At 71.9% G+C, this 23,156-nt stretch carries 21 protein-coding genes and 1 pseudogene; 6 read left to right on the forward strand and 16 right to left on the reverse strand.

What is annotated here, in order from left to right:
• Positions 1–7 precede the first annotated feature (7 nt).
• From AC07AZ_RS14095 to AC07AZ_RS14105, 3 genes are all read right to left on the reverse strand, one after another.
• Positions 8–979, reverse strand: coding sequence for an aldo/keto reductase (locus AC07AZ_RS14095; RefSeq protein WP_478847256.1), 972 nt, complete (start codon positions 977–979; stop codon positions 8–10).
• 76 nt (positions 980–1,055) lie between these two features.
• A complete protein-coding gene (argH, locus tag AC07AZ_RS14100) occupies positions 1,056–2,489 on the reverse strand; it encodes an argininosuccinate lyase (RefSeq protein WP_478847258.1) in 1,434 nt (477 codons plus the stop codon).
• Between the two features lie 112 nt (positions 2,490–2,601).
• Positions 2,602–3,795 carry an argininosuccinate synthase gene (locus AC07AZ_RS14105; protein ID WP_478847260.1) on the reverse strand — a complete coding sequence of 398 codons (1,194 nt, stop codon included), beginning with the start codon at positions 3,793–3,795 and terminating at the stop codon, positions 2,602–2,604.
• Between the two features lie 229 nt (positions 3,796–4,024).
• Between AC07AZ_RS14105 and AC07AZ_RS14110 the strand changes: the two genes are divergently transcribed.
• Positions 4,025–4,879 (forward strand): hypothetical protein, encoded by an 855-nt coding sequence (locus AC07AZ_RS14110; protein WP_478847262.1) that lies wholly within the window; start codon positions 4,025–4,027, stop codon positions 4,877–4,879.
• Between the two features lie 263 nt (positions 4,880–5,142).
• On the opposite strand, the gene AC07AZ_RS14115 is transcribed toward AC07AZ_RS14110, so the two are convergent.
• A complete protein-coding gene (locus AC07AZ_RS14115; protein WP_478847387.1) occupies positions 5,143–6,627 on the reverse strand; it encodes a sensor histidine kinase in 1,485 nt (494 codons plus the stop codon).
• A gap of 143 nt (positions 6,628–6,770) precedes the next feature.
• A complete protein-coding gene (locus tag AC07AZ_RS14120) occupies positions 6,771–7,511 on the reverse strand; it encodes a response regulator transcription factor (protein ID WP_478847264.1) in 741 nt (246 codons plus the stop codon).
• A gap of 149 nt (positions 7,512–7,660) precedes the next feature.
• Here AC07AZ_RS14120 and AC07AZ_RS14125 point away from each other — a divergent pair, with 149 nt between their 5' ends.
• The 5 genes from AC07AZ_RS14125 (at position 7,661) to AC07AZ_RS14145 (ending at position 12,649) form a co-directional block, all read left to right on the forward strand.
• Positions 7,661–9,013, forward strand: a complete 1,353-nt coding sequence (locus AC07AZ_RS14125) for a ferredoxin reductase family protein (RefSeq protein ID WP_478847266.1) — start codon at positions 7,661–7,663, stop codon at positions 9,011–9,013.
• A 49-nt stretch (positions 9,014–9,062) separates the two neighbouring features.
• A complete protein-coding gene (locus AC07AZ_RS14130) occupies positions 9,063–9,557 on the forward strand; it encodes an FMN-binding protein (RefSeq protein ID WP_478847268.1) in 495 nt (164 codons plus the stop codon).
• Between the two features lie 75 nt (positions 9,558–9,632).
• Complete coding sequence (locus AC07AZ_RS14135) at positions 9,633–11,015, forward strand: ferredoxin reductase family protein (protein ID WP_478847270.1); 1,383 nt, start codon at positions 9,633–9,635, stop codon at positions 11,013–11,015.
• A gap of 28 nt (positions 11,016–11,043) precedes the next feature.
• Positions 11,044–11,856, forward strand: a complete 813-nt coding sequence (locus AC07AZ_RS14140; RefSeq protein ID WP_478847272.1) for an FMN-binding protein — start codon at positions 11,044–11,046, stop codon at positions 11,854–11,856.
• Positions 11,857–11,860: 4 nt separating this feature from the next.
• On the forward strand, positions 11,861–12,649 hold the full coding sequence (locus AC07AZ_RS14145) for an FAD:protein FMN transferase (protein ID WP_478847389.1): 789 nt from the start codon (positions 11,861–11,863) through the stop codon (positions 12,647–12,649).
• Positions 12,650–12,927: 278 nt separating this feature from the next.
• Here the strand turns inward: AC07AZ_RS14145 and AC07AZ_RS14150 are convergent, their stop codons facing one another.
• The 11 genes and pseudogenes from AC07AZ_RS14150 to AC07AZ_RS14200 all read right to left on the reverse strand — a co-directional run bounded on the left by AC07AZ_RS14150 (position 12,928) and on the right by AC07AZ_RS14200 (position 23,100).
• Positions 12,928–13,467 (reverse strand): arginine repressor, encoded by a 540-nt coding sequence (locus tag AC07AZ_RS14150; protein ID WP_356043573.1) that lies wholly within the window; start codon positions 13,465–13,467, stop codon positions 12,928–12,930.
• Positions 13,468–13,486: 19 nt separating this feature from the next.
• Positions 13,487–14,677, reverse strand: coding sequence for an acetylornithine transaminase (locus tag AC07AZ_RS14155; RefSeq protein ID WP_478847274.1), 1,191 nt, complete (start codon positions 14,675–14,677; stop codon positions 13,487–13,489).
• Entirely contained in the window at positions 14,674–15,585 is a 912-nt protein-coding gene (gene argB, locus AC07AZ_RS14160) for an acetylglutamate kinase (protein ID WP_478847276.1), read from the reverse strand. The genes AC07AZ_RS14155 and argB overlap by 4 nt, the downstream gene beginning before the upstream one ends.
• Positions 15,582–16,736 carry a bifunctional glutamate N-acetyltransferase/amino-acid acetyltransferase ArgJ gene (gene argJ, locus AC07AZ_RS14165; RefSeq protein ID WP_478847278.1) on the reverse strand — a complete coding sequence of 385 codons (1,155 nt, stop codon included), beginning with the start codon at positions 16,734–16,736 and terminating at the stop codon, positions 15,582–15,584. Before argJ ends, argB begins: the two co-directional genes overlap by 4 nt.
• 145 nt (positions 16,737–16,881) lie before the next feature.
• Positions 16,882–17,910 carry an N-acetyl-gamma-glutamyl-phosphate reductase gene (gene argC, locus AC07AZ_RS14170; protein ID WP_478847391.1) on the reverse strand — a complete coding sequence of 343 codons (1,029 nt, stop codon included), beginning with the start codon at positions 17,908–17,910 and terminating at the stop codon, positions 16,882–16,884.
• Between the two features lie 126 nt (positions 17,911–18,036).
• Positions 18,037–19,028: pseudogene (locus AC07AZ_RS14175) on the reverse strand (IS630 family transposase); the annotation flags it as partial.
• A gap of 38 nt (positions 19,029–19,066) precedes the next feature.
• The gene (locus AC07AZ_RS14180) at positions 19,067–19,882 is read right to left on the reverse strand and encodes a phosphatase PAP2 family protein (RefSeq protein ID WP_478847280.1); all 816 of its coding nucleotides are present in this window, start codon (positions 19,880–19,882) and stop codon (positions 19,067–19,069) included.
• A 201-nt stretch (positions 19,883–20,083) separates the two neighbouring features.
• Positions 20,084–21,037: a hypothetical protein gene (locus AC07AZ_RS14185; RefSeq protein WP_478847282.1), complete on the reverse strand. Its 954-nt coding sequence runs from the start codon at positions 21,035–21,037 to the stop codon at positions 20,084–20,086.
• Complete coding sequence (locus AC07AZ_RS14190) at positions 21,034–21,375, reverse strand: PadR family transcriptional regulator (RefSeq protein WP_063731093.1); 342 nt, start codon at positions 21,373–21,375, stop codon at positions 21,034–21,036. Before AC07AZ_RS14190 ends, AC07AZ_RS14185 begins: the two co-directional genes overlap by 4 nt.
• Positions 21,376–21,630: 255 nt before the next feature.
• On the reverse strand, positions 21,631–22,227 hold the full coding sequence (locus tag AC07AZ_RS14195; RefSeq protein ID WP_478847284.1) for an NADPH-dependent F420 reductase: 597 nt from the start codon (positions 22,225–22,227) through the stop codon (positions 21,631–21,633).
• Between the two features lie 39 nt (positions 22,228–22,266).
• Positions 22,267–23,100 carry an inositol monophosphatase family protein gene (locus AC07AZ_RS14200; protein ID WP_478847286.1) on the reverse strand — a complete coding sequence of 278 codons (834 nt, stop codon included), beginning with the start codon at positions 23,098–23,100 and terminating at the stop codon, positions 22,267–22,269.
• Between the last annotated feature and the right edge of the window lie 56 nt (positions 23,101–23,156).

Here is a 23,156-nt window from a genome sequence, read left to right on the forward strand (position 1 = left end):
CGCTCGCTCAGTTCCAGGGCAGGCTGCCGCGCCGCTCCCAGTAGGTGTACGGGTCCTCGACCAGGGCGGCGAGCCGGGCGGTCTGCTCCTCGTCGAGGTCGACGACCGCGGCGTGCAGGTTGGAGGCGAGCTGGCCGCTGGTCGCGGCGCCGGACAGGACGACACCCGCCCAGGGCTCGCGCAGGACCAGGGCGAGGGCGACGGCGTCGCAGCCGAGGGACGTCTCCTCGGCCACCGCCTTCAGCGCGTCGGGCGCCTGGGGCCCGGCGAGGCGCCCGTTGGCCATGGCCTCCTTGACGATCACCGTGAGTCCGGCGTCGTGGGCCTCGGCGAGGGCGGGTCCCGCGGAGGTCTCCAGGGCGTTGAACGTCGACTGGACCGTACGGAAGAGGGGCTCGCCGTCGACCGTCACGGCGAGGGCCGCGCGGACGGCGTCGGCCTGTGCGGGACCGCTGGTGGAGAAGCCGACGCTCAGGCCCCCCGCGGCGGCTTCCGCCAGCCTCGCGTGCAGTTCCTTGTCGGTGAGGGCCGGGCTGTCCGGGGTCACCGAATGGATCTGGTAGAGGTCGAGCCGGTCGCCGAGCAGCTCGGCCGTCTCGGCGCGCTGCCGTTCGTACGTCTCGACGCCGTGGTCCTTCACCTCGTGCCGCTCAGCCTCGGTGGACCAGTCCGCGGTGTAGGTGTAGCCCCACTTGCTGCCGACGACGACGTCCCTGACGTCGGGCCGGGCGGCGAGCCAGTCGGCGAGGAACTCCTCCGAACGGCCGTAGGAGCGGGCCACGTCGAAGTAGCGGACGCCCTGGGCGTAGGCCGCGTCGAGGAGTTCGTGGGTGCGGGCCCGCAGGGCACCGACGCTGCGGTCGGCCGGGAGGTCCCGCTCCCGGCCGAGGTTGATGTAGCCGGGTCGGCCGACGGCGGCGAGCCCCAGGCCGATGTGACAGGTGGGGGTCGTCGCTGAGGCCAGTCGGGCGAAGGGCATCACGGGCTCCGTTCGGTCGGCTCCGGTACGGCTCGCGACCAACCTAACCCGCGACGCCCCTGTCCCAGCCGACCTGCTACTTCCCGGCCTTCGCGGTGGCCCACCGGTGCTGCGCGGCGACGTCGGCCTTGGCGTCGGCGAGTTGGACGGCGACCGCGCTGGGCGCCGTACCGCCGCGGCCGTCGCGGGAGGCGAGCGCGCCGGGGACGTTGAGGACGGAGCGGACCTCGGGGGTCAGGTGCGCGGAGATCTTCGCGAACTGCTCGTCGGTCAGACCGTCGAGCTCCTTGCCCTCCGCCTCGGCGACCTTCACGCACTCGCCGGCCACCTCGTGCGCGTCACGGAACGGCACGCCCTGCCTGACCAGCCACTCGGCGATGTCGGTGGCGAGCGAGAAGCCGGCCGGGGCCAGCTCCTCCATGCGCTCGCGGTGCACGGTGAGGGTGGCCATCATGCCGGTGAAGGCGGGCAGCAGGACCTCCAGCTGGTCGCAGGAGTCGAAGACCGGCTCCTTGTCCTCCTGGAGGTCGCGGTTGTACGCCAGCGGGAGCGCCTTCAGGGTCGCCATCAGGCCGGTCAGGTTGCCGATGAGCCGGCCGCTCTTGCCCCGGGCCAGCTCCGCGATGTCCGGGTTCTTCTTCTGCGGCATGATCGAGGAGCCGGTGGAGAAGGCGTCGTGCAGGGTGACGAAGGAGAACTCCTTCGTGTTCCAGAGGATGATCTCCTCGGCGATCCGGGAGAGGTTCACGCCGATCATCGCGGTGATGAAGGCGAACTCGGCGACGAAGTCGCGGGAGGCCGTGCCGTCGATGGAGTTGGCGACGCTGCCGTGCTCGAAGCCGAGGTCCCTGGCGACCGACTCGGGGTCGAGGCCGAGGCTGCTGCCGGCCAGGGCGCCGGAGCCGTACGGGGACACGGCCGTCCGCTCGTCCCACTGGCGCAGCCGCTCGGCGTCCCGGGACAGGGACTGCACATGGGCGAGGACGTGGTGGGCGAAGAGCACGGGCTGGGCGTGCTGGAGGTGGGTGCGGCCGGGCATCGCCACGTCGGGGTGCGCCTCGGCGAGGCCGGTGAGCGCGTCCTGGAGGTCGGCGATCAGGCCGCCGATGATCCGGGCGTGGTCGCGCAGGTACATCCGGAAGAGGGTCGCGACCTGGTCGTTGCGGGAGCGGCCCGCGCGGAGCTTGCCGCCGAGGTCGGGGCCGAGGCGCTCCAGGAGACCGCGCTCCAGGGCGGTGTGCACGTCCTCGTCGGCGACGGTGCCGGTGAACTCGCCCGAGGCGACGTCGGCTTCGAGCCGGTCGAGCCCGCCGAGCATCCGGGTCAGCTCGTCCTCGGTGAGGAGTCCGGCCTTGTGCAGGACGCGCGCGTGGGCCCGCGAGCCGGCGATGTCGTAGGGCGCGAGCCGCCAGTCGAAGTGGACGGACGCGGACAGCTTCGCCAGGGCCTCGGCGGGACCGTCGGCGAAACGGCCGCCCCAGAGCCGAACGTCACCGCTGTTGCTGCTCACTTACGTTGCTCCTCGGAGGTGTCGATGTGCGACCGCCTCCCCACCCGCGCGAGGGATCGCGGGGCGTGGGGAGGCGGCTGCCAGGCTAGTGCGTGCGGGGGGACACGGGTCCCTATGCGAGATCGCGCCTCGCGGCGATCTTCGACGACAGGCTGTAGATGTCGATGAAGCCCTTGGCCGCGGCCTGGTCGAAGGTGTCGCCCGTGTCGTAGGTGGCGAGGTCGAAGTCGTAGAGCGAGGTCTGCGAGCGCCGGCCGGTGACGACCGCCCGGCCGCCGTGCAGGGTCATCCGGATGTCGCCGTTGACGTGCTGGTTGGCCTCGTCGATGAAGCCGTCGAGGGCGCGCTTGAGGGGGGAGAACCACTGGCCGTCGTAGACCAGTTCGCCCCAGCGCTGCTCGACCTGCCGCTTGTAGCGGGCGAGTTCACGCTCGACGGTGACGTTCTCCAGCTCCTGGTGGGCGGTGATCAGGGCGATCGCGCCCGGAGCCTCGTACACCTCGCGGGACTTGATGCCCACGAGCCGGTCCTCGACCATGTCGATCCGGCCGACGCCCTGGGCGCCGGCGCGCTCGTTGAGCTGCTGGACGGCCTGGAGCACGGTGACGGGCCTGCCGTCGAGGGCGACCGGGACGCCCGCCTCGAAGGTGATGACGACCTCGTCGGCCTCGCGCGGGGTGGCCGGGTTCGAGGTGTACTCGTAGATGTCCTCGATCGGGGCGTTCCAGATGTCCTCCAGGAAGCCCGTCTCCACGGCGCGCCCGAAGACGTTCTGGTCGATGGAGTACGGGGACTTCTTGCTGGTGGCGATCGGGAGCCGCTTGTCCTCGCAGAACGCGATGGCCTTGTCGCGGGTCATCGCGTAGTCGCGGACCGGGGCGATGCACGTGAGGTCGGGGGCGAGGGCGACGATGCCGGCCTCGAAGCGGACCTGGTCGTTGCCCTTGCCGGTGCAGCCGTGGGCGACCGTGCCGGCGCCGTGCTTGCGGGCGGCGGCGACGAGGTGCTTGACGATCGCCGGGCGGGAGAGGGCGGAGACCAGCGGATAGCGGTCCATGTAGAGGGCGTTGGCCTTGATCGCCGGGAGGCAGTACTCGTCGGCGAACTCGTCCCGGGCGTCCGCGACCTCGGCCTCCACCGCGCCGCACGCGAGGGCGCGCTTGCGGATGACGTCGAGGTCCTCGCCGCCCTGGCCGACGTCGACCGCGACGGCGATGACCTCGGCGCCCGTCTCCTCGGCGATCCAGCCGATGGCGACGGAGGTGTCCAGACCGCCTGAGTAGGCGAGTACGACGCGCTCGGCCACGGGATTCTCCTCAACAGTGCGGTCGCTGACATGCATGAGTATGCAGTACTCCGCATGAATCGTCAATCGAGCCCTGTGCGCGAAGGGGGCCGCGAAGGAGTGTGTGCAGGAATTTCGAAGGGTCGTTGAACATGCGAAACCGCTTTCCCGTACCTCTCGCCAGACGCAGGCGCCGCGTTTGGTCAACCGAATCACCCCCGTCACCTCTCGACCCGAGTGAGGCATCCGCATGTCCAGGGCCCTTCCGAAGTACAACAAGCGTCGTGTCGCGGTCATCGGCGGCGCCGCCGCGTTGGCGCTGTCCGGCGCGGTGGTCGTCACCTCCGCCCTCGCCGGGGAGACGCCCAAGAGCAGCAACAGCACCACCGCGAGGACGCTCGCCAGCCCCGGCACGATCAGCTGCCCGGACGTGGCCTCGAAGCTGCCCGCGATCCCCGCCACCGCCCAGGCCGAGGTGACCCGCAACCTCACCCTGCTCAACACCCAGATCGCCGAGGCCAACAAGCGCCTGGTCGACACCGTCGGCCAGGGCGGCCCCAACTTCGTCCAGAACGCGATCCTCGGCCCGCTGAAGGACAAGCGGGTGGCCACGGTCAACCGCATCGCGACGGCGATCGGGCGGACGGCGGCCAAGCCGACGGGCCTGGACGCGCTGGCGCCCTGCGTCCTCAACGCGGGCGGCGTCAACACCGGCGGGGCCGCGAACAACGGGGCGGCCACCCCGAGCGCGGCGGCGACGGCCGGTCAGCAGGCCGGCGGCAACGCGGGCAACACGGGCAACACGGCCGCCGCGGGCACGATCAGCTGCCCGGACGTGGCCTCGAAGCTGCCCGCGATCCCCGCCACCGCGCAGGCCGAGGTGACCCGCAACCTCACCCTGCTCAACACCCAGATCGCCGAGGCCAACAAGCGCCTGGTCGACACCGTCGGCCAGGGCGGCCCCAACTTCGTCCAGAACGCGATCCTCGGCCCGCTGGCGGACAAGCGGAAGTCGACCATCGACCGCATCGCGATCTCCATCGGCCGCACCGCGGCCAAGCCGACCGGTCTCGACTCCCTGGCCGCCTGCACGCTCACCAAGTGACGTGACAGGCGCCGTGGCCGCCCCGAAGAAGCGCCGGCCGGGGCGGCCGCGGGAGCTCTCCGGTTCCGCCGGACCCCGCGATCCCGCGTGGAGCGGCCCGGGCCGCCGTACCTCTCCGTACGGCGACCCGGGCCGCCGTGGTGCTACGGCATCCCGCCTGGGCCGCCGTGGTGCTACGGCATCCGTCCAGGTCCGCCGTGGTGCTACGGCATCCCGCCCGGGCCGCCGTGGTGCTACGGCATCCCGCCCTGGCCGCCGTGGTGCTACGGCGTCCCGCCCGGGCCGCCGTCACCCGGTGCCGGCAGCCGCAGGGTGAACGTCGTCGAGCCCGGGCGGCTGTGCAGGTCCACGGTCCCCGCGTGGGCCTCCACCACCGCGGCGACGATCGCCAGGCCCAGGCCGGCGCCCCCGCCGCCGCCCGCGCCCTTGGCCCGGCGGTCGGCCCGCGTGAAGCGTTCGAAGACGCCCGGGCGGATGTCCTCCGCGACGCCGGGGCCGTCGTCGTGGACGCTGAGGACGGCCGCCGCGCCGTCCGTGTCCAGGGACACCGTCACCTTCGTGCCGGCGGGGGTGTGCAGGCGGGCGTTGGCCAGCAGGTTGGCGAGCGCCTGGTGCAGACGGTGCTCGTCGCCGGTCACCGTGACCGGTTCCTCGGGCAGTTCCATCGTCCAGCGGTGGCCGGGGCCGACGGCCCGGGCGTCGGTGACGGCGTCGAGGACCAGACGGGTCAGGTCGACGGGGAGGCGTTCCAGCGGTCGGCCCGCGTCCAGCCGGGCCAGCAGCAGGAGTTCGTCGACCATGTCGCTCATCCGGGACGACTCGGCGGCGATGCGCTCCAGCGCCCGGGAGACCTCCGCCGGCACCGGGCCCGGGTGCAGCAGGGCGAGTTCGGCGTGGCCGCGGACCGAGGCGACCGGCGTGCGCAGTTCGTGACTGGCGTCGGCGGCGAAGCTGCGCAACCGCTCCTGGCTCGCGTGGCGTTCGGTGAGCGCGTCCTCCACATGGCGCAGCATGCGGTCGAAGGCGTTGGCGACCCGGCCCACCTCGCTGTGCGGGTCGGGGTCGGGGGCCCGCGACGGAAGCACCACCTCACCGCTGGCCAGCGGGAGTTCACTGACCCGGGTGGCGGTCGCGGCGACCCGGCTGAGCGGCCGCAGCGACCAGCGCACCCAGAGGGCGCCGACCACGCCGGTGAAGGTGAGGGCCGCGCCGAAGACGACGCCCGCGACCAGTTCGAGGCGGTGCACGGCGGCCTCGACCGGCTCCAGGGGCAGGCCGGTGATCAGGACGTCGCCGTCGAGTCCGGTCGTCGCCATGACCCGGTAGTCGCCCAGGCCGGACAGGCCGGCGCTGTGGCCCCTGCCGTCGGCCGGGACCGCGGCGAGGCGCCGCGCGTCCCCGGCGGTGAGGCGCACCGTGAGCATCGTGGTGGCCGCGCCGGAGGGGACGACCGCCGCGTTCGTGACCGAGCCGCCGACCAGCCGCACGCCGAGCGTGCCGGCGCCCTGCTTGCGGGTGTCACCGTGTTCGTCGCCGTCGTGGTCGTCCTTCTGGCCTGGCGGCTTCCCGTTGTGCTCCAGGCTCGCCGGGAACCGGCTCCCGGTCTCGCTCAGCTGCTCGTCCAGCCGGCCGGTGAGGAATCCGTCGAGTTCCAGTACGGCGGCCACGCCCACGGCGGCGCAGCTGACGGCGAGCAGGACGACGAGACCCACGGTGAGCCGGGCGCGCAGCGTGTGCGGCCGGGGCAGACGCCCGCCCCACCGCGTCCCCGCCCGGCCGGCCCCGGACCGGCGAGCCGTCCCCGCCCGGCCGGGCCTCACCCGGCGTGCCGTGGCGGCCAGGGCCCGTGCCCAGGCCGCCGCGACCCGGTGCAGCCCCTCCTGCGGTGACCTCACCTGGACACCGGCTTCAGCACGTAGCCGGCCCCGCGCACCGTGTGGATCATGGGCTCGCGGCCCGCGTCCACCTTCTTGCGCAGGTAGGAGATGTACAGCTCCACGACGTGGGCGCGGCCACCGAAGTCGTAGGACCAGACGCGATCGAGGATCTGCGCCTTGCTCAGCACGCGGCGCGGGTTGCGCATCAGGAACCGCAGGAGCTCGAACTCGGTCGGTGACAGCTCGACCAGTTCGCCCGCGCGGGTCACCTCGTGCGCCTCCTCGTCCATCACGAGGTCGCCGACGACCAGCCGCGGACCCTCCTCCAGCTGCCGGGCCATCCCGGCGCGGCGCAGCAGCCCGCGCAGCCGGGCGACGACCTCCTCCAGGCTGAAGGGCTTGGTGACGTAGTCGTCGCCGCCCGCCGTGATGCCCGCGATGCGGTCCTCCACCCCGTCCCGCGCGGTGAGGAAGAGCACACAGACCTCGGGCAGCACCGCGTGCAGCGAGCGCAGCACGGCGAAACCGTCGGTGTCCGGGAGCATCACGTCCAGCACGACGGCGTCCGGCTCCAGCTCTCCGGCCGCGGTGACCGCCGACGCGCCGTCGCCGGCCGCGCGCACCTGCCAGCCCTCGTAGCGCAGGGCGCCGCACAGCACCTCTGCGAGGTCGGGGTCGTCATCGACGACGAGGACACGCAGGGGCGTGCCGTCGGGACGGGTGAGCGCGGGGCGGCCGGAGCGGGTGGTGTTCATCGCCTCTCCAGGATCGCCCCTCGGTGCGGCGGCCGGTGCCGCCGCACCCTCTGAGTTTCCTCTGAGTGCGCTCGGCGGGTGCCTGTTGAGAGCGTGCTCAGAGGTTGCGCCCGCACAGTGGTGGCCAGGACGGAAGAAAGGTCGCACCCATGACCACCCTGCACGAGCGGACGACGGCACCCCCGGTGCCGCCCGCCGCCCGCCGCTCCCCCGCGGGCCCGCTGCTCGCCCTGCTGTGGGCCGGGGCCGCGGTCGCGGTGGCGGCGTGGTGGCTGAACGCCGGGTCGGTGGTCGGCACGGCCGGCTGGCTGACGAACGCCGGACGGATCGCCGGGCTGCTGTGCGGATACGCCTGCGCGGTGCTGGTCGGGATGATGGCCCGGGTGCCGCTGCTGGAGCGCCGGATCGGCTCCGACCGGGTGGCGCGCTGGCACGCGATGGCGGGCCGCTACACCGTCTGCCTGCTGGTCGCGCACATCGTGCTGATCCTCACCGGGTACGCCGCCCAGGACGGCGTGTCGTTCGTGCACGAGACGCTGACGGTGGTCCTCGACTATCCGGACATGCTGAAGGCGACCGTCGGCACGGTGATCCTGTTCGCGGTCGGCATCACCTCGGCGCGTGCCGTGCGGCGGCGGGTCGGCTTCGAGTTCTGGTACTACGTCCACCTGCTGACCTACCTGGCCGTGTTCCTCACCTTCTTCCACCAGGTCCAGCTGGGCACCGACCTCACCGGCGGCGGACCGGTCCGGGCCGCCTGGTACGCGCTGTACCTGGGGGTCGCGGCGCTGGTCCTCTGGTTCCGCGTTCTCGTGCCGGTGCGGCTGAACGTGCGGCACCGGCTGCGGGTCGAGTCGGTGCACCAGGAGGCGGCCGGAGTGTGGTCCGTCGTCGTACGCGGGCGGCGGCTGGACGAACTGGGCGCGCAGGCCGGGCAGTTCTTCCGCTGGAGGTTCCTCACCGAGGGCATGTGGTGGACCTCCACGCCGTACTCCCTGTCGGCGCCGCCCCGGTCCGACCTGATGCGGATCACCGTCAAGTCGCTCGGTGACCACAGCGCGGCGATCCCCCTGCTGCGGCCGGGGATCCGGGTGTGGGCGGAGGGTCCCTACGGCTCCCTCACCGCCGACCGGCGTACCGCGCCGAAGGCGCTGCTGATCGGCGGCGGCGTCGGCATCACCCCGCTCCGGGCGCTTTTCGAGACGCTGCCGGGCGAGGTGACCCTGCTGTACCGGGCGAGCCGGGCCGAGGACCTGGCGCTGGGCAGCGAACTGGAGGCCATCGCGCGGTGGCGTGGCGCGAAGGTGCTGTACGCGCTGAACGGGGCGGACGGGCGGCGCCCGAGCTTCACCGCCGGGTCGCTGCGCCAGGCGGTGCCCGACCTCGCCGCGCACGACGTGTACCTCTGCGGGCCGCACGGTTTCGCCCGCGACGTGTACGAGGCGTTGCGCGCCGCCGGTGTGCCGGACCGCCGTATCCACCACGAGTCGTTCGAACTCTGAGAGCAGTGAGGCAGGAAGCCGTGAGGCAGGAAGATTTGGGGCAGCAGACGTGCACGCGCTGAAGAAGAACCGTCCGCTGCGCCGCGTCGTGCTGGCGAGCGCCGCCACCGTGTCGGGGATGGTGCTGCTGCTGTCCCTCAAGCCGCACACGACCCCGCAGATCGCCGTGTCGGCCCCGGCGACCGCCCCGTCCACCGCCCCTTCGGCGAGCGCGTCGAGCGGGTCCGGCGGCACGTCCGGGAGCGGGTCCACCAGCGGCTCCAGCGGCACCAGGTCCGTGGACGGTGACACCGTCCAGACCCGTTGGGGTCCCGTCCAGGTGCGGATCACCCTCAAGAACGGCAAGCTCACCGACGTGACGGCCGTCACCTACCCCACCGACAACCCACGGGACCAGGAGATCAACAGCTACGCCCTCCCCCGGCTGCGCGGTGAGGCCCTGACGGCGCAGAGCGCCTCGATCGACACCGTCTCGGGTGCCACCTACACCAGTGACGGTTACCGCCAGTCACTCCAGTCCGCACTGGACTCCGCCCACAGCTGAACACCAGGGCGCCACCGCACGTATCTGAGGACCGAGGGACCACGCCACCCCCCTTGCCCCGTCCCCGGAGGAACCGTGACCACGACGCTCGCAGGCGGCCGCGCCGCCCGCCGCCAGACGATGCGCCGCATCCGCCCGCGCCGTTCGCCTGCGACCATCCTGCTGATCGCCGTCTGGGCCGGCGCGGCCGGCGTGCTGTGGCTGTGGTGGCACAACACCGCCTCCATCCCCGACGACAACGGCAAGATCCTCAACGCGGGCCGGATCACCGGCCTGCTGGCCGGCTACCTGATGGCGCTCGTGGTGCTCCAGATGGCCCGGGTGCCCGCGCTGGAACGCCGGGTCGGTTCCGACCGGGTCGCCCGCTGGCACGCGATGAGCGGCCGCTACACGCTCTGCCTCGTCCTCGCCCACATCTTCCTGACCATGTGGGGCTACGCCCTGCAGGCCGGCAAGTCGCTCGGCGACATCGTCCAGCAGACGACCGACTCCATCAACCAGCTGCCCGACATGGGCAAGGCCGCCATCGGCGCCGGCCTGCTGCTGCTCATCGGGTTGGTCTCGATCGGCGGGATCCGCCGCCGGATGCCGTACGACACCTGGTACCACGTGCACCTGATGACGTACGCGGCGGTGTTCCTGACGTTCTGGCACCAGCTGACCACCGGCAACGACTTCGCGGTCGAGCCGGTCGCCAAGACGGTCTGGTACGCGCTGTACGGCTCGGTCACCGCCCTGGTCGTCTGGTACCGCATCCTCACCCCCATCCGGCTGAACCTCCGTCACCGCATGCGGGTCGAGGCGGTGATCGAGGAGACGCCGGGCATCGTGTCGGTCCTCATCGGCGGCCGGAAACTGCACCGGATGGGCGCGGAGGCGGGCCAGTTCTTCCGCTGGCGGTTCCTCGCCCCGGGCATGCGCTTCAGCTCGCACCCCTACTCGCTGTCGGCGGCCCCCCGCCCCGACATGCTGCGGATCACCGTGAAGGCGATCGGCGACCACAGCGCCGGGCTGCGCGAGCTCACCCCCGGCACGAAGGTGTGGGCCGAGGGACCCTACGGCGCGCTGACCGCGAGCCGGCGCAGCCAGGGCAAGGTGCTGCTGGTCGCGGGCGGCGTGGGCATCACCCCGATGCGGGCCCTGTTCGAGACGCTGCCCGGCGCGTCCGGCGACATCACCCTGCTCTACCGGGCCAACAGCACCCAGGACCTGGCGCTGTGGGACGAGCTGGCGGCCATCGCCGAGGAGCGCGGCGCCCGGCTCATGTACGCGGTCAACAGCCCGGACGGGGAACGCCCGGACATCTCCGCGGAGAGCCTGCGGCGCAAGCTGCCGGACATCGACAACCACGACGTGTTCATGTGCGGGCCGAACGGTTTCGCGCAGTCCGTCTACGAAGCACTGCGCGGCGCGGGGGTTCCCGCCCGCCGCATCCATCACGAGTCGTTCGAGATGTGAGCGACGGGACTTCAGGAGCTCAGACCAGATGAGGAAGAGTCACCCCATCCGGCGTGTCGTGCTGGCCACCGCCGCGACCGTGTCGGGAGTCGTGCTGCTGCTGTCGCTGAAGCCGGCGTCCGACCCGGCCTCCGCGGCGGCGGCGGGCAGCGCCCCGCAGCAGACCGCGCCGGCCCAGGAGGCGGCACAGGGCGGCGCCGAGGCGGCCGGGAACGGCACCGTCACCGGCACTGTGTCCCAGACCCAGTACGGCGCGGTCCAGGTACGCCTGACCCTGAGCGGCGGCAAGATCACCAAGGCGGAGGCCGTACAGGCGCCGAAGGGCGGGACCAGCGACCAGAAGACCGCGCTGTCCGTGCCCAAGCTCAACCAGGAGGCCGTCGCCGCGCAGAGCGCGGACATCGACGCCGTGTCCGGAGCGACGTACACCAGCAACGGCTACAAGCAGTCCCTGCAGTCCGCGCTGGACAAGGTCAAGGCGGCCCAGCCCGCCGCGGGCGCCTCGCAGAGCGCCTCCGCCGGTGCGGGTGCCTCGAAGGGCTCGGGCGGCTCGGGCGGCGCGGAGATCACCCGGACCGTCACCGGCAGCGTGGCGCAGACGCAGTACGGGCCCGTCCAGGTCCGGATCACCGTCAGCGGCGGGAAGATCACCAAGGCCGAGACGATCCAGGCGCCGAAGGGCGGGACCAGCGACCAGAAGACCGCGCTGTCCGTGCCCAAGCTCAACCAGGAGGCGGTGGCCGCCGGCAGCGCCGACATCGACTCGGTGTCCGGGGCGACGTACACCAGCAGCGGCTACAAGCAGTCCCTGCAGTCGGCGCTGGACCAGGCCGGTGGCTGACACGGTGGCCGATCCTGCGGAAGCTCCCGCCGCGGTACGTCATGCGGAGGAGGTCATGGGGACGGTCTTCTCCTTCGACGTCCGCGGCGGGGAACCCGGTGCGGTGCGCGCGGCGCTTGAGGAGGCCGTCGCCGGGCTGCACCGGGTGAACGAGGTGTTCAGCACCTACCGCGAGGACAGCGAGCTGTCCCGGCTGGCCCGCGGTGAACTGACCGTCGAGGAGTGCGATCCGCTGGTCGCCGAGGTGCTGGCGCTCGGCGCGGAGGCGGAGCGGACCAGCGAGGGCTGGTTCAGCCTGCGCTACGAGGGGCGGCTCGACCCGACCGGCATCGTCAAGGGCTGGGCCGCCGAGCGCGCGGCCCGGCTCCTCGCGGCGGCGGGTGCGAGCGGGGTGAGCGTCAACGGGGGCGGCGACGTCCAGCTGCTCGGCACGCCGGGACCCCAACGGCCGTGGCGCGTCGGGGTGTCGGACCCGCTGCGGCCCGGCGGGCTGGCCGCCGTGATCTCCGCCGGCGGCACGGACGAACTGGCCGTCGCGACCTCCGGCACCGCCGAACGCGGCGCCCACATCGTCGACCCGCGCACCGGCCGCTCCGCGGTCACCGACCTGGTCGCCGTGACCGTCGTGGCACCCGCACTGACCTGGGCGGACTGCTGGGCGACCGCGGCCTTCGCGATGGGTTCCCGGGAGGGCCTGGCCTGGCTGGAGTCCCTGCCGGACACCGAGGCCCTCCTGATCACGGCGGGCGACGAGGTGCGGTGCACCGGGGGGCTGGCCGCGCGGCTGGGGTGAGCCCGGTCGTTCAGCAGAAAGAGCTCGGTAGCCCTTGTTGACGGCCCACTGTCCGACCACCCCGAAGGCGTACAGCACACCCAGCACTGCCGGAGTCGCGCCGATCAGGCGAGACGCCACGGTGTTGCCGCCTTCGAATCGTTGCCCGACCCGACTGGACATCAGCCCGTTGAGGTCGATGCGGTTGACGGGGTCGCCCTCGGCACCGAGGTGTCGCTGCATTCAGCCCGGAATCGACCGTTCCGCGACCGAAGCCCGACCGAGAACGACAGCGCGGGTCAGTGTCCGTTCTGGGCCAGCCGCAGCAGGTGGTCCGCCAGGGCCTGGCCGCCCAGCGGGTCGCGGCTGATCAGCAGCAGGGTGTCGTCGCCGGCGATCGTGCCGAGGATGTCCTGCAGTTCCGCCTGGTCGATGGCCGAGGCGAGGAACTGCGCGGCCCCCGGCGGGGTGCGCAGGACCACGAGGTTCGCGGAGGCCTCCGCGGAGATCAGCAGCTCCGCGGACAGGCGCCGCATCCGGTCCTCCTTCGCCGACCCGCCCAGCGGTGCGCGCGGGGTGCGGAAGCCGCCCTCGCTCGGGACCGCGTAGATGAGGTCGCCGTCGGTGTTGCGGATCTTCACCGCGTTCAGCTCGTCGAGGTCCCGGGAGAGCGTCGCCTGGGTGACGGTCAGCCCGTCGTCGGCGAGGAGTTTCGCCAACTGGCTCTGTGAGCGCACCGGTTGCCGGTTGAGGATGTCCACGATCCGGCGGTGGCGTGCGGTGCGGGTCTGCGGCACGGCGGGCCCTGCGGTCTGGTCGTGGTCCTGCGCCTGGCTCATCGTCGTCTCATTCCCCGCGTCATCCGTCCCCGTTGGCCACGTCCAGGACGCCGGGCAGCGCCCGGAGGAGGGCGTCCACCTCGTCGTCGCGGAGATTCAGCGGCGGCATCAGCCGTACGACATCGGGGGCGGGCGCGTTCACCAGGAGGCCGGCGTCCTGAGCCGCCTGCTGCACCTGCGGCGCGAGAGGCTCGGTGAGCACGATACCCAGCAGGAGGCCCGCACCCCGGACATGGGCGATCAACGGGTGGCCCAGCGCCTCGATCCCGTCGCGCAGCTGCGCGCTCTGCCGCTTCACGTTCTCCAGCAGGCCCTCGGACTCGATCGTGTCGAGCACCGCGAGGCCGGCGGCGCAGGCGACCGGGTTGCCGCCGAAGGTCGTCCCGTGGTGCCCGGGGCGCAGCAGTTCCGCCGCCCGCCCGAAGGCCACGGTGGCGCCCAGCGGAAGTCCCCCGCCGAGTCCCTTCGCGAGCGTCACGACGTCCGGCAGGACGCCCTCGTGCGCCTGGTACTCGAACCAGTGGCCGGTACGGCCGACACCGGTCTGCACCTCGTCGAGGACCAGCAGCGAACCGGAGGCGGCGGTGATGGCGCGGGCCGCCTTGAGGTAGCCGGGCGGGGGCACCACGACCCCGTTCTCGCCCTGGACCGGCTCGATGACGACGAGGGCGGTGTCCTCGGTGACCGCGGCGGCCAGCGCCTGCGGGTCGCCGTAGGGCACATGTGTGACGTCGCCGGGCAGCGGCAGGAAGGGTTCCCGCTTGCCGGGCTGGCCGGTGAGGGCGAGGGCGCCCATGGTCCGGCCGTGGAAGCCGCCCTCGGTGGCCACCATGTGGGTGCGCCCGGTGAGCCGGCCGATCTTGAAGGCGCCCTCGTTGGCCTCGGCGCCCGAGTTGCAGAAGTAGACCCTGCCGTCGCGGCCGAAGAGCTGGAGGAGCCGTTCGGCGAGCGCGACGGGCGGCTCGGCGACGAAGAGGTTGGAGACGTGGCCGAGGGAGGCGATCTGCTCGCTGACCGCCCGGACGACCGCCGGGTGCGCGTGGCCGAGCGCGTTGACCGCGATGCCGCCGACGAAGTCGACGTACTCCCTGCCGTCGGCGTCCCAGAGCCTGGCACCCGCGCCGCGCACGAGCGGCAGGCGCGGGGTGCCGTAGTTGTTCATCAGCGAGCCCTGCCAGCGTTCGGTGAGCTCCGCGTTGGTCCCGGTCATCCGGCGTCCCCCTCTTGCGCGTCGGGCACGACCATCGTGCCGATGCCCTCGTCGGTGAAGATCTCCAGCAGGATCGAGTGCTGCACCCGGCCGTCGATGACCCGCGCGGTGTTCACCCCGCCGCGTACGGCGTGCAGGCAGCCCTCCATCTTCGGCACCATGCCGGCGGACAACTCCGGCAGCAGCTTCTCCAGTTGGGAGGCGGTGAGGCGGCTGATCACCTCGTCGCTGTGCGGCCAGTCCTCGTAGAGGCCCTCGACGTCGGTGAGGACCATGAGGGTTTCGGCGCCCAGCGCCGCAGCGAGTGCCGCAGCAGCCGTATCAGCATTGACGTTGTAGACATGTCCGTCGTCCTGGCTCCGTGCGATCGAGGAGACGACCGGGATACGGCCGTCGGCGAGCAGCGCCTCGATCGCGCCGGTGTCGATCGCGGTGATCTCGCCCACCCGCCCGATGTCGACCAACTCCCCGTCGATCTCGGGCTGGTGCTTGGTTGCGGTGATGGTGTGCGCGTCCTCGCCGGTGAGGCCGACGGCGAGCGGGCCGTGCTGGTTGAGCAGTCCCACGAGTTCGCGCTGGACCTGCCCGGCCAGCACCATCCGTACGACGTCCATGGCGTCCTCGGTGGTGACGCGCAGGCCGGCCTTGAACTCGCTGACGATGCCGTGCCGGTCGAGGGCGGCGCTGATCTGCGGGCCGCCGCCGTGCACCACGACGGGCTTGAGGCCGGCGTGGTGCAGGAACACGACGTCCTGGGCGAACGCGGCCTTCAGGTCCTCGTCGATCATGGCGTTGCCGCCGAACTTGATGACGACGGTCTTGCCGTTGTGCCGGACCAGCCAGGGCAGCGCCTCGATGAGGATCTGGGCCTTGGGCAGGGCGGTGTGCCTGCGGGTCACATTGCTCATGACGAGTACGCGCTGTTCTCGTGGACGTAGTCCGCGGTGAGGTCGTTGGTCCAGATCGTGGCGGTCTCGGTGCCGGCCGCGAGGTCCGCGACGATGTGCACCTCGCGGTAGCGCATGTCGACCTGGTCGCGGTCCTCGCCGACCCCGCCGTCGCGGCACACCCAGACCCCGTTGATGGCGACGTTCAGCCGGTCGGGCTCGAAGGCGGCGGAGGTGGTGCCGATCGCGGACAGGACGCGGCCCCAGTTGGGGTCCTCGCCGTGGATCGCGCACTTGAGGAGGTTGTTGCGGGCGATGGAGCGGCCCACCTCGACGGCGTCGTCCTCGCTCGCGGCGTTGACCACCTCGACCCGGATGTCCTTGCTGGCGCCCTCGGCGTCCCGGATCAGCTGCTGGCCGAGGTCGTCGCAGACGGTGCGTACGGCGGCGGCGAACTCCTCGTAGCCGGGGGTGAGTCCGGAGGCGCCCGAGGCGAGCAGCAGCACGGTGTCGTTGGTGGACATGCAGCCGTCGGAGTCGACGCGGTCGAAGGTGACCGCGGTGGCGGCGCGCAGGGCCTTGTCCAGGGTGGCGCTGTCGAGGTCGGCGTCGGTGGTCAGCACGACGAGCATGGTGGCCAGGCCCGGGGCGAGCATGCCGGCGCCCTTGGCCATGCCGCCGACGGTCCATCCGTCCTGGGTCACGACCGACGTCTTGTGGACGGTGTCGGTGGTCTTGATGGCGATGGCGGCCTTCTCACCGCCGTGCTCGCTCAGGGCCTCCGCCGCCGCGCCGACCCCCGGGAGGAGCTTGTCCATGGGGAGCAGGACTCCGATGAGGCCGGTGGAGCAGACGGCGACCTCGCCCGCGCTGTGGCCCTCCAGCACCTCGGCGACCTTCTCGGCGGTGGCGTGCGTGTCCTGGAAGCCCTTCGGCCCCGTACAGGCGTTGGCGCCACCGGAGTTGAGGATCACGGCGGAGACCTGGCCGCCCTTGAGGACCTGCTCGGACCACAGGACCGGCGCGGCCTTGATGCGGTTGGAGGTGAAGACACCGGCGGCGGCGCGGCGGGGCCCGGTGTTGACCACGAGGGCCAGGTCCGGGTTGCCGTTCTGCTTGATCCCGGCGCCGATGCCCGCCGCCCGGAACCCCTGTGCTGCCGTGACGCTCACTGCATCTCCTCTTTCGCTTCTCCGCCCGCGCGGCGCTGCGGTGCGGCCTCCCCCAGTGCCTTGAGGGCCTGGGAGGCACCCCCGGTCGTCCGCGGCCCGGTGGCCGCGGGTGCTCCCCCGGCTGCCGCCGGCAGGTGCCGGCGGCTCACGGTGCGACTCCGATCGTGGAAAGTCCGGTGGTCTCGTCGAGTCCGAGGGCGATGTTCATGCTCTGCACGGCACCGCCCGCGGTGCCCTTGGTCAGGTTGTCGATGGCGCTGATGGCGATGATGCGGCCCGCGGCCTCGTCGTGTGCGACCTGCACCTGAACGGCGTTGGAACCGTAGACGGACGCCGTCGCGGGCCACTGCCCCTCGGGCAGCAGACGCACGAACGGCTCGTCGGCGAACACCTTCTGGTAGGCGGCGCGCAACACCTCACCGGTGACCCCCTCGGCGGCCTTCGCGCTGCAGGTGGCGAGGATGCCGCGGGGCATCGGCGCGAGGGTCGGGGTGAAGGAGACGGAGACGGGCTCGCCGGCGGCCGCGGAGAGGTTCTGGATCATCTCGGGGGTGTGCCGGTGGACCCCGCCGACGCCGTACGGCGACATGGACCCCATGACCTCGCTGCCCAGCAGGTGGGGCTTGGCCGCCTTGCCCGCGCCGGACGTGCCGGACGCGGCGACGATCACGGCCTCGGCGGCGGCGAGTCCGGCCGCGTAGGCCGGGAACAGCGCCAGGGAGACGGCGGTCGGGTAGCAGCCGGGCACCGCGATGCGCTTGGACCCCTCCAGCGCGGCGCGGGCGCCCGGCAGTTCCGGCAGGCCGTACGGCCAGGTGCCGGCGTGCGGGGAGCCGTAGAAACGCTCCCAGTCGCCCGCGTCCTCCAGCCGGAAGTCGGCGCCCATGTCCACCACGAGGACGTCGGGGCCGAGCTGTTCGGCGACCGCGGCGGACTGTCCGTGCGGGAGTGCGAGGAAGACGACGTCATGTCCGGCGAGGACCTCGGGGGTCGTCTCGGCCAGGACCCGGTCGGCCAGCGGCAGCAGGTGCGGCTGGAGCTGGCCGAGCCTCTGACCGGCGTTGGAGTTGCCGGTCAGGGCGCCGATCTCGACACCGGGGTGCGTCAGGAGCAGACGCAGGAGTTCTCCGCCCGCGTACCCGCTCGCTCCGGCCACTGCCGCCCGTACCGCCATGGTGTCCATCCTCCTCTTGGATGGCATGACTATACGTTTCGCTGCACGTTTATGCAATTCATCGGGGTCTCGGCGGCCCCTGTGACCGAGACTTTTGGTTGGCACATGGAGAGCGCTGGTGCCGCATCAGGCAACGTTCGCCCTGTCGACGGCGGCGCGTAGGTGCCGGTCGCCGGCATGACGGTTTCGCCAGATGATGTGGCGGCTGATCATGCTGCCCTGCTCTTTGTGGGTGGCGTGGTCGGTGCCGTCGAGGGTGAAGTAGCGCAGGGCGGTGAACTGGGCCTCGATGCGGTTGAGGCAGGAGGAGTCTCTTCGGGGTGTAGGCGATCTCGACGTTGTTCGCCGCGGCCCAGGTGCCGACCCCCTGGCACTTCTTCGTGGTCAGGTGCGGGGAGAAGATGTCGCAGACGATCGCGATACGGACCTCGTCCGGGTAGAGGGTGCGCAGGCAGCGGCAGAACTCCAGGAACTGCGTCCGCCGCTTGACCGGCTTGATGTGGCCGTAGAGCTTGTCCTTGGCCAGGTCCAGGGCGGCGAACAGGTGCCGCACTCCGCCGTAGCGGTTGTAGTTCGCCCGCCGCCTGCGGCGCGGCTCACGGTCGGGGTCCTTGTACTTGGCACCGTGCTCGGCCCACTGCTTCCCGGGGTGGGGCATGAGGTTGAACGGGCCGAACTCGTCCATGCAGAAGACGACTTCGGGCTCGCCTTCCCCGGGCAGGACCTCCCCGTCGGCGATCGCGTAGAGGTGCTCGACGCGGGCCTTCCTGGCCGCGTAGTCCGGGTCGCGGGAGGTCTTCCAGGTCTTCAGGTTGAAAGGAGACGCCTTCCTCGCGGAGCAGGATGCGCAGGCCCTCGTGGCTGATGTCGTCGTTCACCCCCTCTGCGACCAGGAAGTCCGCCGGCTTGGACAGACTCCAGGTGGAAAAGCGCAGGTCGTGCTCGGTCGGCTTGGACTTCGCGATCTTCTTGATCTCGCGGCGCTCGGGCAGCGTGAACGTCCTGGGCCGCCCGCCCTTGTATGTCGGGCAGCGCGAGTCGAAGTCGTCGGTGTTGAAGTTGTGGATCACATCGCGGACCCCGTCGTCGCTGGTGAACGACACTTCGGCGATCTTCGCCGGGATGCGCCGGTTCCCGCCCGGAGCCGGCCGGGTGGTCAGTCCAGTGCGGAGCGTGTGCGGCGTGCGGTGTGTGCGGGCCGCCCGACTGCGGCGTACCAGACCAGGGCCGCACATATGAAGGCCGTCGCCGCGGAGACCAGTGACCTTGTGAGGGTGTCGTTCCGTGCGCCGGAAACGAGGGCGACGGCCAGTGCCAGCGTCAGGGTGATGACGGGCAGCGCACGGGGGCTCCGCGTGGCGCCCGGCGCGGCGGCTGGCGGCAGCAGCCAGGTTGCGAGGCCGTAACAGGCACAGGCCAACAGTGTGGCTCCCAGCACTTCGCTGGGCCGGTGGCCGCCCATGGTCGCGCTGGCGGCGGCGATGCAGGCGAGCCACAGCACACCGGCCGTGGCGACGTAGGGGCGGATGCGGGGGGAAACCACGAGGACGGCGGCGAGGGTCAGCGCGGCGGGGATGGCCGTGTGCCCGCTGGGGAAACCCTGATCAAGGAGATTCTCCGGCGCGCCCACCAGATCGGGGCGGGGCAGGATGGTCGATCTGAGCACCTCCTTGCCTCCGGTCGTGAGAATGACGACCCCGAGCGCCGCGCATCCCTGCCGCCAGCACCGCCGCACCAGGGTGAGGACCACGATGACGGCCAGGCCCACCATCAGGGTGGGCTTGGCGCTCAATTCCATCGGCGGCAGGGGCGTCGAGCCGTAGGCCGCTCCTGACAGGGGGTAGATCCATGCTTCTTCGCCGCCCTGTTTACCGAGATCGAACAGGGCGTTCTCAGCTCGTTGCCCCCACGGGGTGCAGATGGCGAGGAGGTAGACCGTCAGGAACCCCAGGGTGTACAGCAGAGCCGGCATCCACGGCCGTGTCGTACGCGACGGGCTGGGGTCGTCGGGAGCCTCGGGGGCCTGCCGTGAGGCCCCCGGACGGTGCGCGGGCAGGGACGGAGAATCGTGCTGGATCATCGCTCTGTTTCTTCCGTTGGGGGAGTTCGGTCGCGCACGTCTTGTGGCACGACGTGGGCCGCCGGGCTCGGCCGGCCCACCGGGGGTCCGCTCCTATTCGGCGAGTGCCTGCCCCTGTCGGCGCTGGGCGGCGATCGCCAGGGCGGGGAGGGGTGCGATCAGCAGGATGAGGACGACCAGGTCCGGAAAGGACTGCATGAACGCGTCCGGCCGGACGACGATCGCCTGCGTGCGGACGATCGCGAACGCCGCGACCGGGATCAGCCACCGGTGGTCGCCGGTGGCGGCCGTCGCCACCCACGCGGCGATCAGCGCGGCGACTTCGAGGACGAACAAACCGCGCTGGAAAGCCGGACTGACGGAGATGATGTGCAGGTCCCCGGCCACGAACATGGCGAGCACGACGGGGGCCAGCCAGCGGTACGAGCGGCGTCGCAGACGGCTGGGACGGCAGAGCGCCAGCACGGCGCACGCGGCGCACAGTGCCCCCGACAGCACCAGGTCACGGGCCGTTATCGGGGCGCCAAGACCGTAGTAGCCCAGGCCCGCCTTGCCCTCGTCGCCGAAGAGGGTGCGGCCGTGGGACGTGGCGCCGGCCCAGATCATGGCTGCCGCGGCCGGCAGCGCGATCCACGGTCTGCCGCGCAGCAGGGCGATCAGGCAGCTCAGCGGGAGCAGCCCGTAGGGCAGCAGCCGTATCCGCGTGGGACCTTCGGCCCACGGGTACCAGCCGGAGAAGTGGAAGGCGATGGCGTGCTGTCCGGGGTCGATGTGCAGTGCCCAGTGCCACACATCCTGCAAGTACGGCACCAGCGCCAGCGCGGCGAGGGCCAGGGCGGCCAGATGGATGCCGTCCAGCCACCACGGCCGGGCCGTGTCGACGACGGCACGGGCGCGGGCCTGCACCCCGGCACGCGCCAAGGCGGCAACTTCCCGCGGCGGGGGCCAGGAGCGGCCCGGATACGCCTCGGACAGGCAGGCCAGCACCTCCTCTCCCTGCCGGGAACGGTAGGGCTCGGGATAGGCCGCAAGCAGCAGACGATTCATGCCGGGGCCGCTCCGGCATCCCGCGAGTGTCCGATGACGACGGCCGCCGCCTGCTGCATCCGCAGCGCCTCCCGGCCGAGCGCCTCGGTGCCGTCCTCGGTGAGCCGGTAGTAGCGCCGCGCCCGCCCGTCCACGATCTCCTCATGGCCGGCGGCCACCAGCCCGGCCCGCTCCATCCGCTCCAGCGCGCCGTAGAGAGTGCCGACAGCGATCCGGAGCCGCCCGTCGGTGGCCTGCTCGGCAGCCTTGATGATGCCGTAACCGTGCAACGGACCATCCATGAGTGCAGCAAGGATGAAGTACTGCGGTTCCGTCAAGGGCGGATTCTGTCTGGTCATGCATCGAGTATATATCGAGCTACGGAATATATCGCCAGCCTCGGGTGGTCACCGGCAGCGCCTCCACGCCCGCGGCGAGCGTCACCCTCTCCCGGCCGGCGGGCGCGACGGCGGTCTCCTCGACGCGGGTCACGTCGGGGCGTGACGGCTGTCGTGGGCCCCGCTGTGCCGGGAGGATGAGGTGTCCCTGTGGCGATGGATTGACGGCCGCCGCCAAGTCTCACGGTCGTCCTCCGGCAGAGTTGCCTCGAACTTTCAGCGGGTGATCGAGATGGCGAAGGGCGCGAATCCGCTGGATCGGATCACGTGCGGTACGAACAGGATCGCGGCCTCCGTGGCGCGGGCGGTCTCGATCCCACCGAGGTCCGTGATCCACTCCTGCTGCCAGCTGAGGTCGGCGAGAAGCCCCCGTACGACCTGCTTGGCCTCCGGGTCCGCGCCGGAGAGGAAGACGGTCGGCGACTGGGCGAGCGCGGCGGGCGCGGTCATCACCGGGAAGAGCATCGTGTTGAGCGTCTTGACGACGCGCGTGTCGGGGAGCGCTTCCTGGAGCTGCTCGGCCAGGCTTGAACCGGGGTAGATCAGGTCGGCGGGCAGTCCGTCCGGTCCGTCGACGGTGGCGTTGGAGACGTCGACAAGGATCTTGCCCCGCAGCTCCTCGCACAGCGCCGTGAGTCGCTCAAGCGAGCCGGCGCCCGGGGTGGCGTTGATGACGATCTGCGCTGTCCGGGCGGCGTCGGCGGCGGCGCCCGGCGCACGGTCCGCCACGGTCACCTCATGCCCTGCCCGGATGAGGGCCTGGGCGAGGTTGCCGCCGACGCGGCCGTTTCCGAGAACTGCGATCGTGGTCATGATGTCGGTCCTTCCGCGCGTGCAGGTTGTGGTGTGCGGTCAGCGGGAGAGTGTGGTGACGGCTTCGGCGTGGACGCCGGGCGCGGCAGCCAGGAAGCTCTCGCTCTGCGGGGTCCAGGGGCGGCCCTCGGCGTCGGAGATCTGTCCGCCGGCCTCGGTGACGAGCAGCGCTCCGGGCAGCAGGTCCGCGCGGGCGCCGGCGAACTGCCAGAAGGCGTCGATCCGGCCGGCGGCCACGTTCAGCAGGTGCAGGGTGGCGGGCACGGAGGTGCGCACCACGAGCGCGCCGAAGAGCATCGCGGTGATGGAGGAGCCGATGCGCCGCACAACCCCCTCGTTCTCGTCCGGCCTGGCCTGGCTCGTGGCCACGAGGCTCAGGCCGAGGTCGGTGGTCTGGGACACGTGCAGCGGGCGGCCGTCGAGGTGGGCGCCGGCGCCGGCGAGTGCGGTGTAGGTCTCACCGGTCAACGGCAGGTGAACCACGGTGAGCACCGGCTGGTTGTCGCGCACGAGAGTGGCGGTCACCGCCCACTCCGGCAGGGCGTGCAGGTGGTTGACGTTGCCCTCGGCCGGGTCCACGACCCACCACTCGCCGGGGGGCAGGGCCCCGCCCGCGAGCTCGTCCTCCACGAAGCGGGCGTCCGGGCGCAGGAGGGCGAGGCGGGGGCGCAGGACCTCCAGGGCGGCGTCGTCGTTGGCGGCGAGCGCGCTCATCAGCTCTTCGCGGGTCTGGTGGCGGACCACGTCTCCGAACCGCTCCCGCAGCACGGAACCCGCCGCGCGTACGGCGTTGGCGGTCTGCGCGAGCAGGTCGGTGTCGGAAGCGGAGCCGGCGGTCGCAGCGATTTCGGTCGTCTGAATCGACTCGGACATGGTGGTGCTCCCAAATGAGTAGGGGGTGATCAAGCGGGCCAGGCGAAACCGTGTTT

The sequence above is a fragment of the Streptomyces sp. NPDC043878 genome (assembly GCF_056435735.1).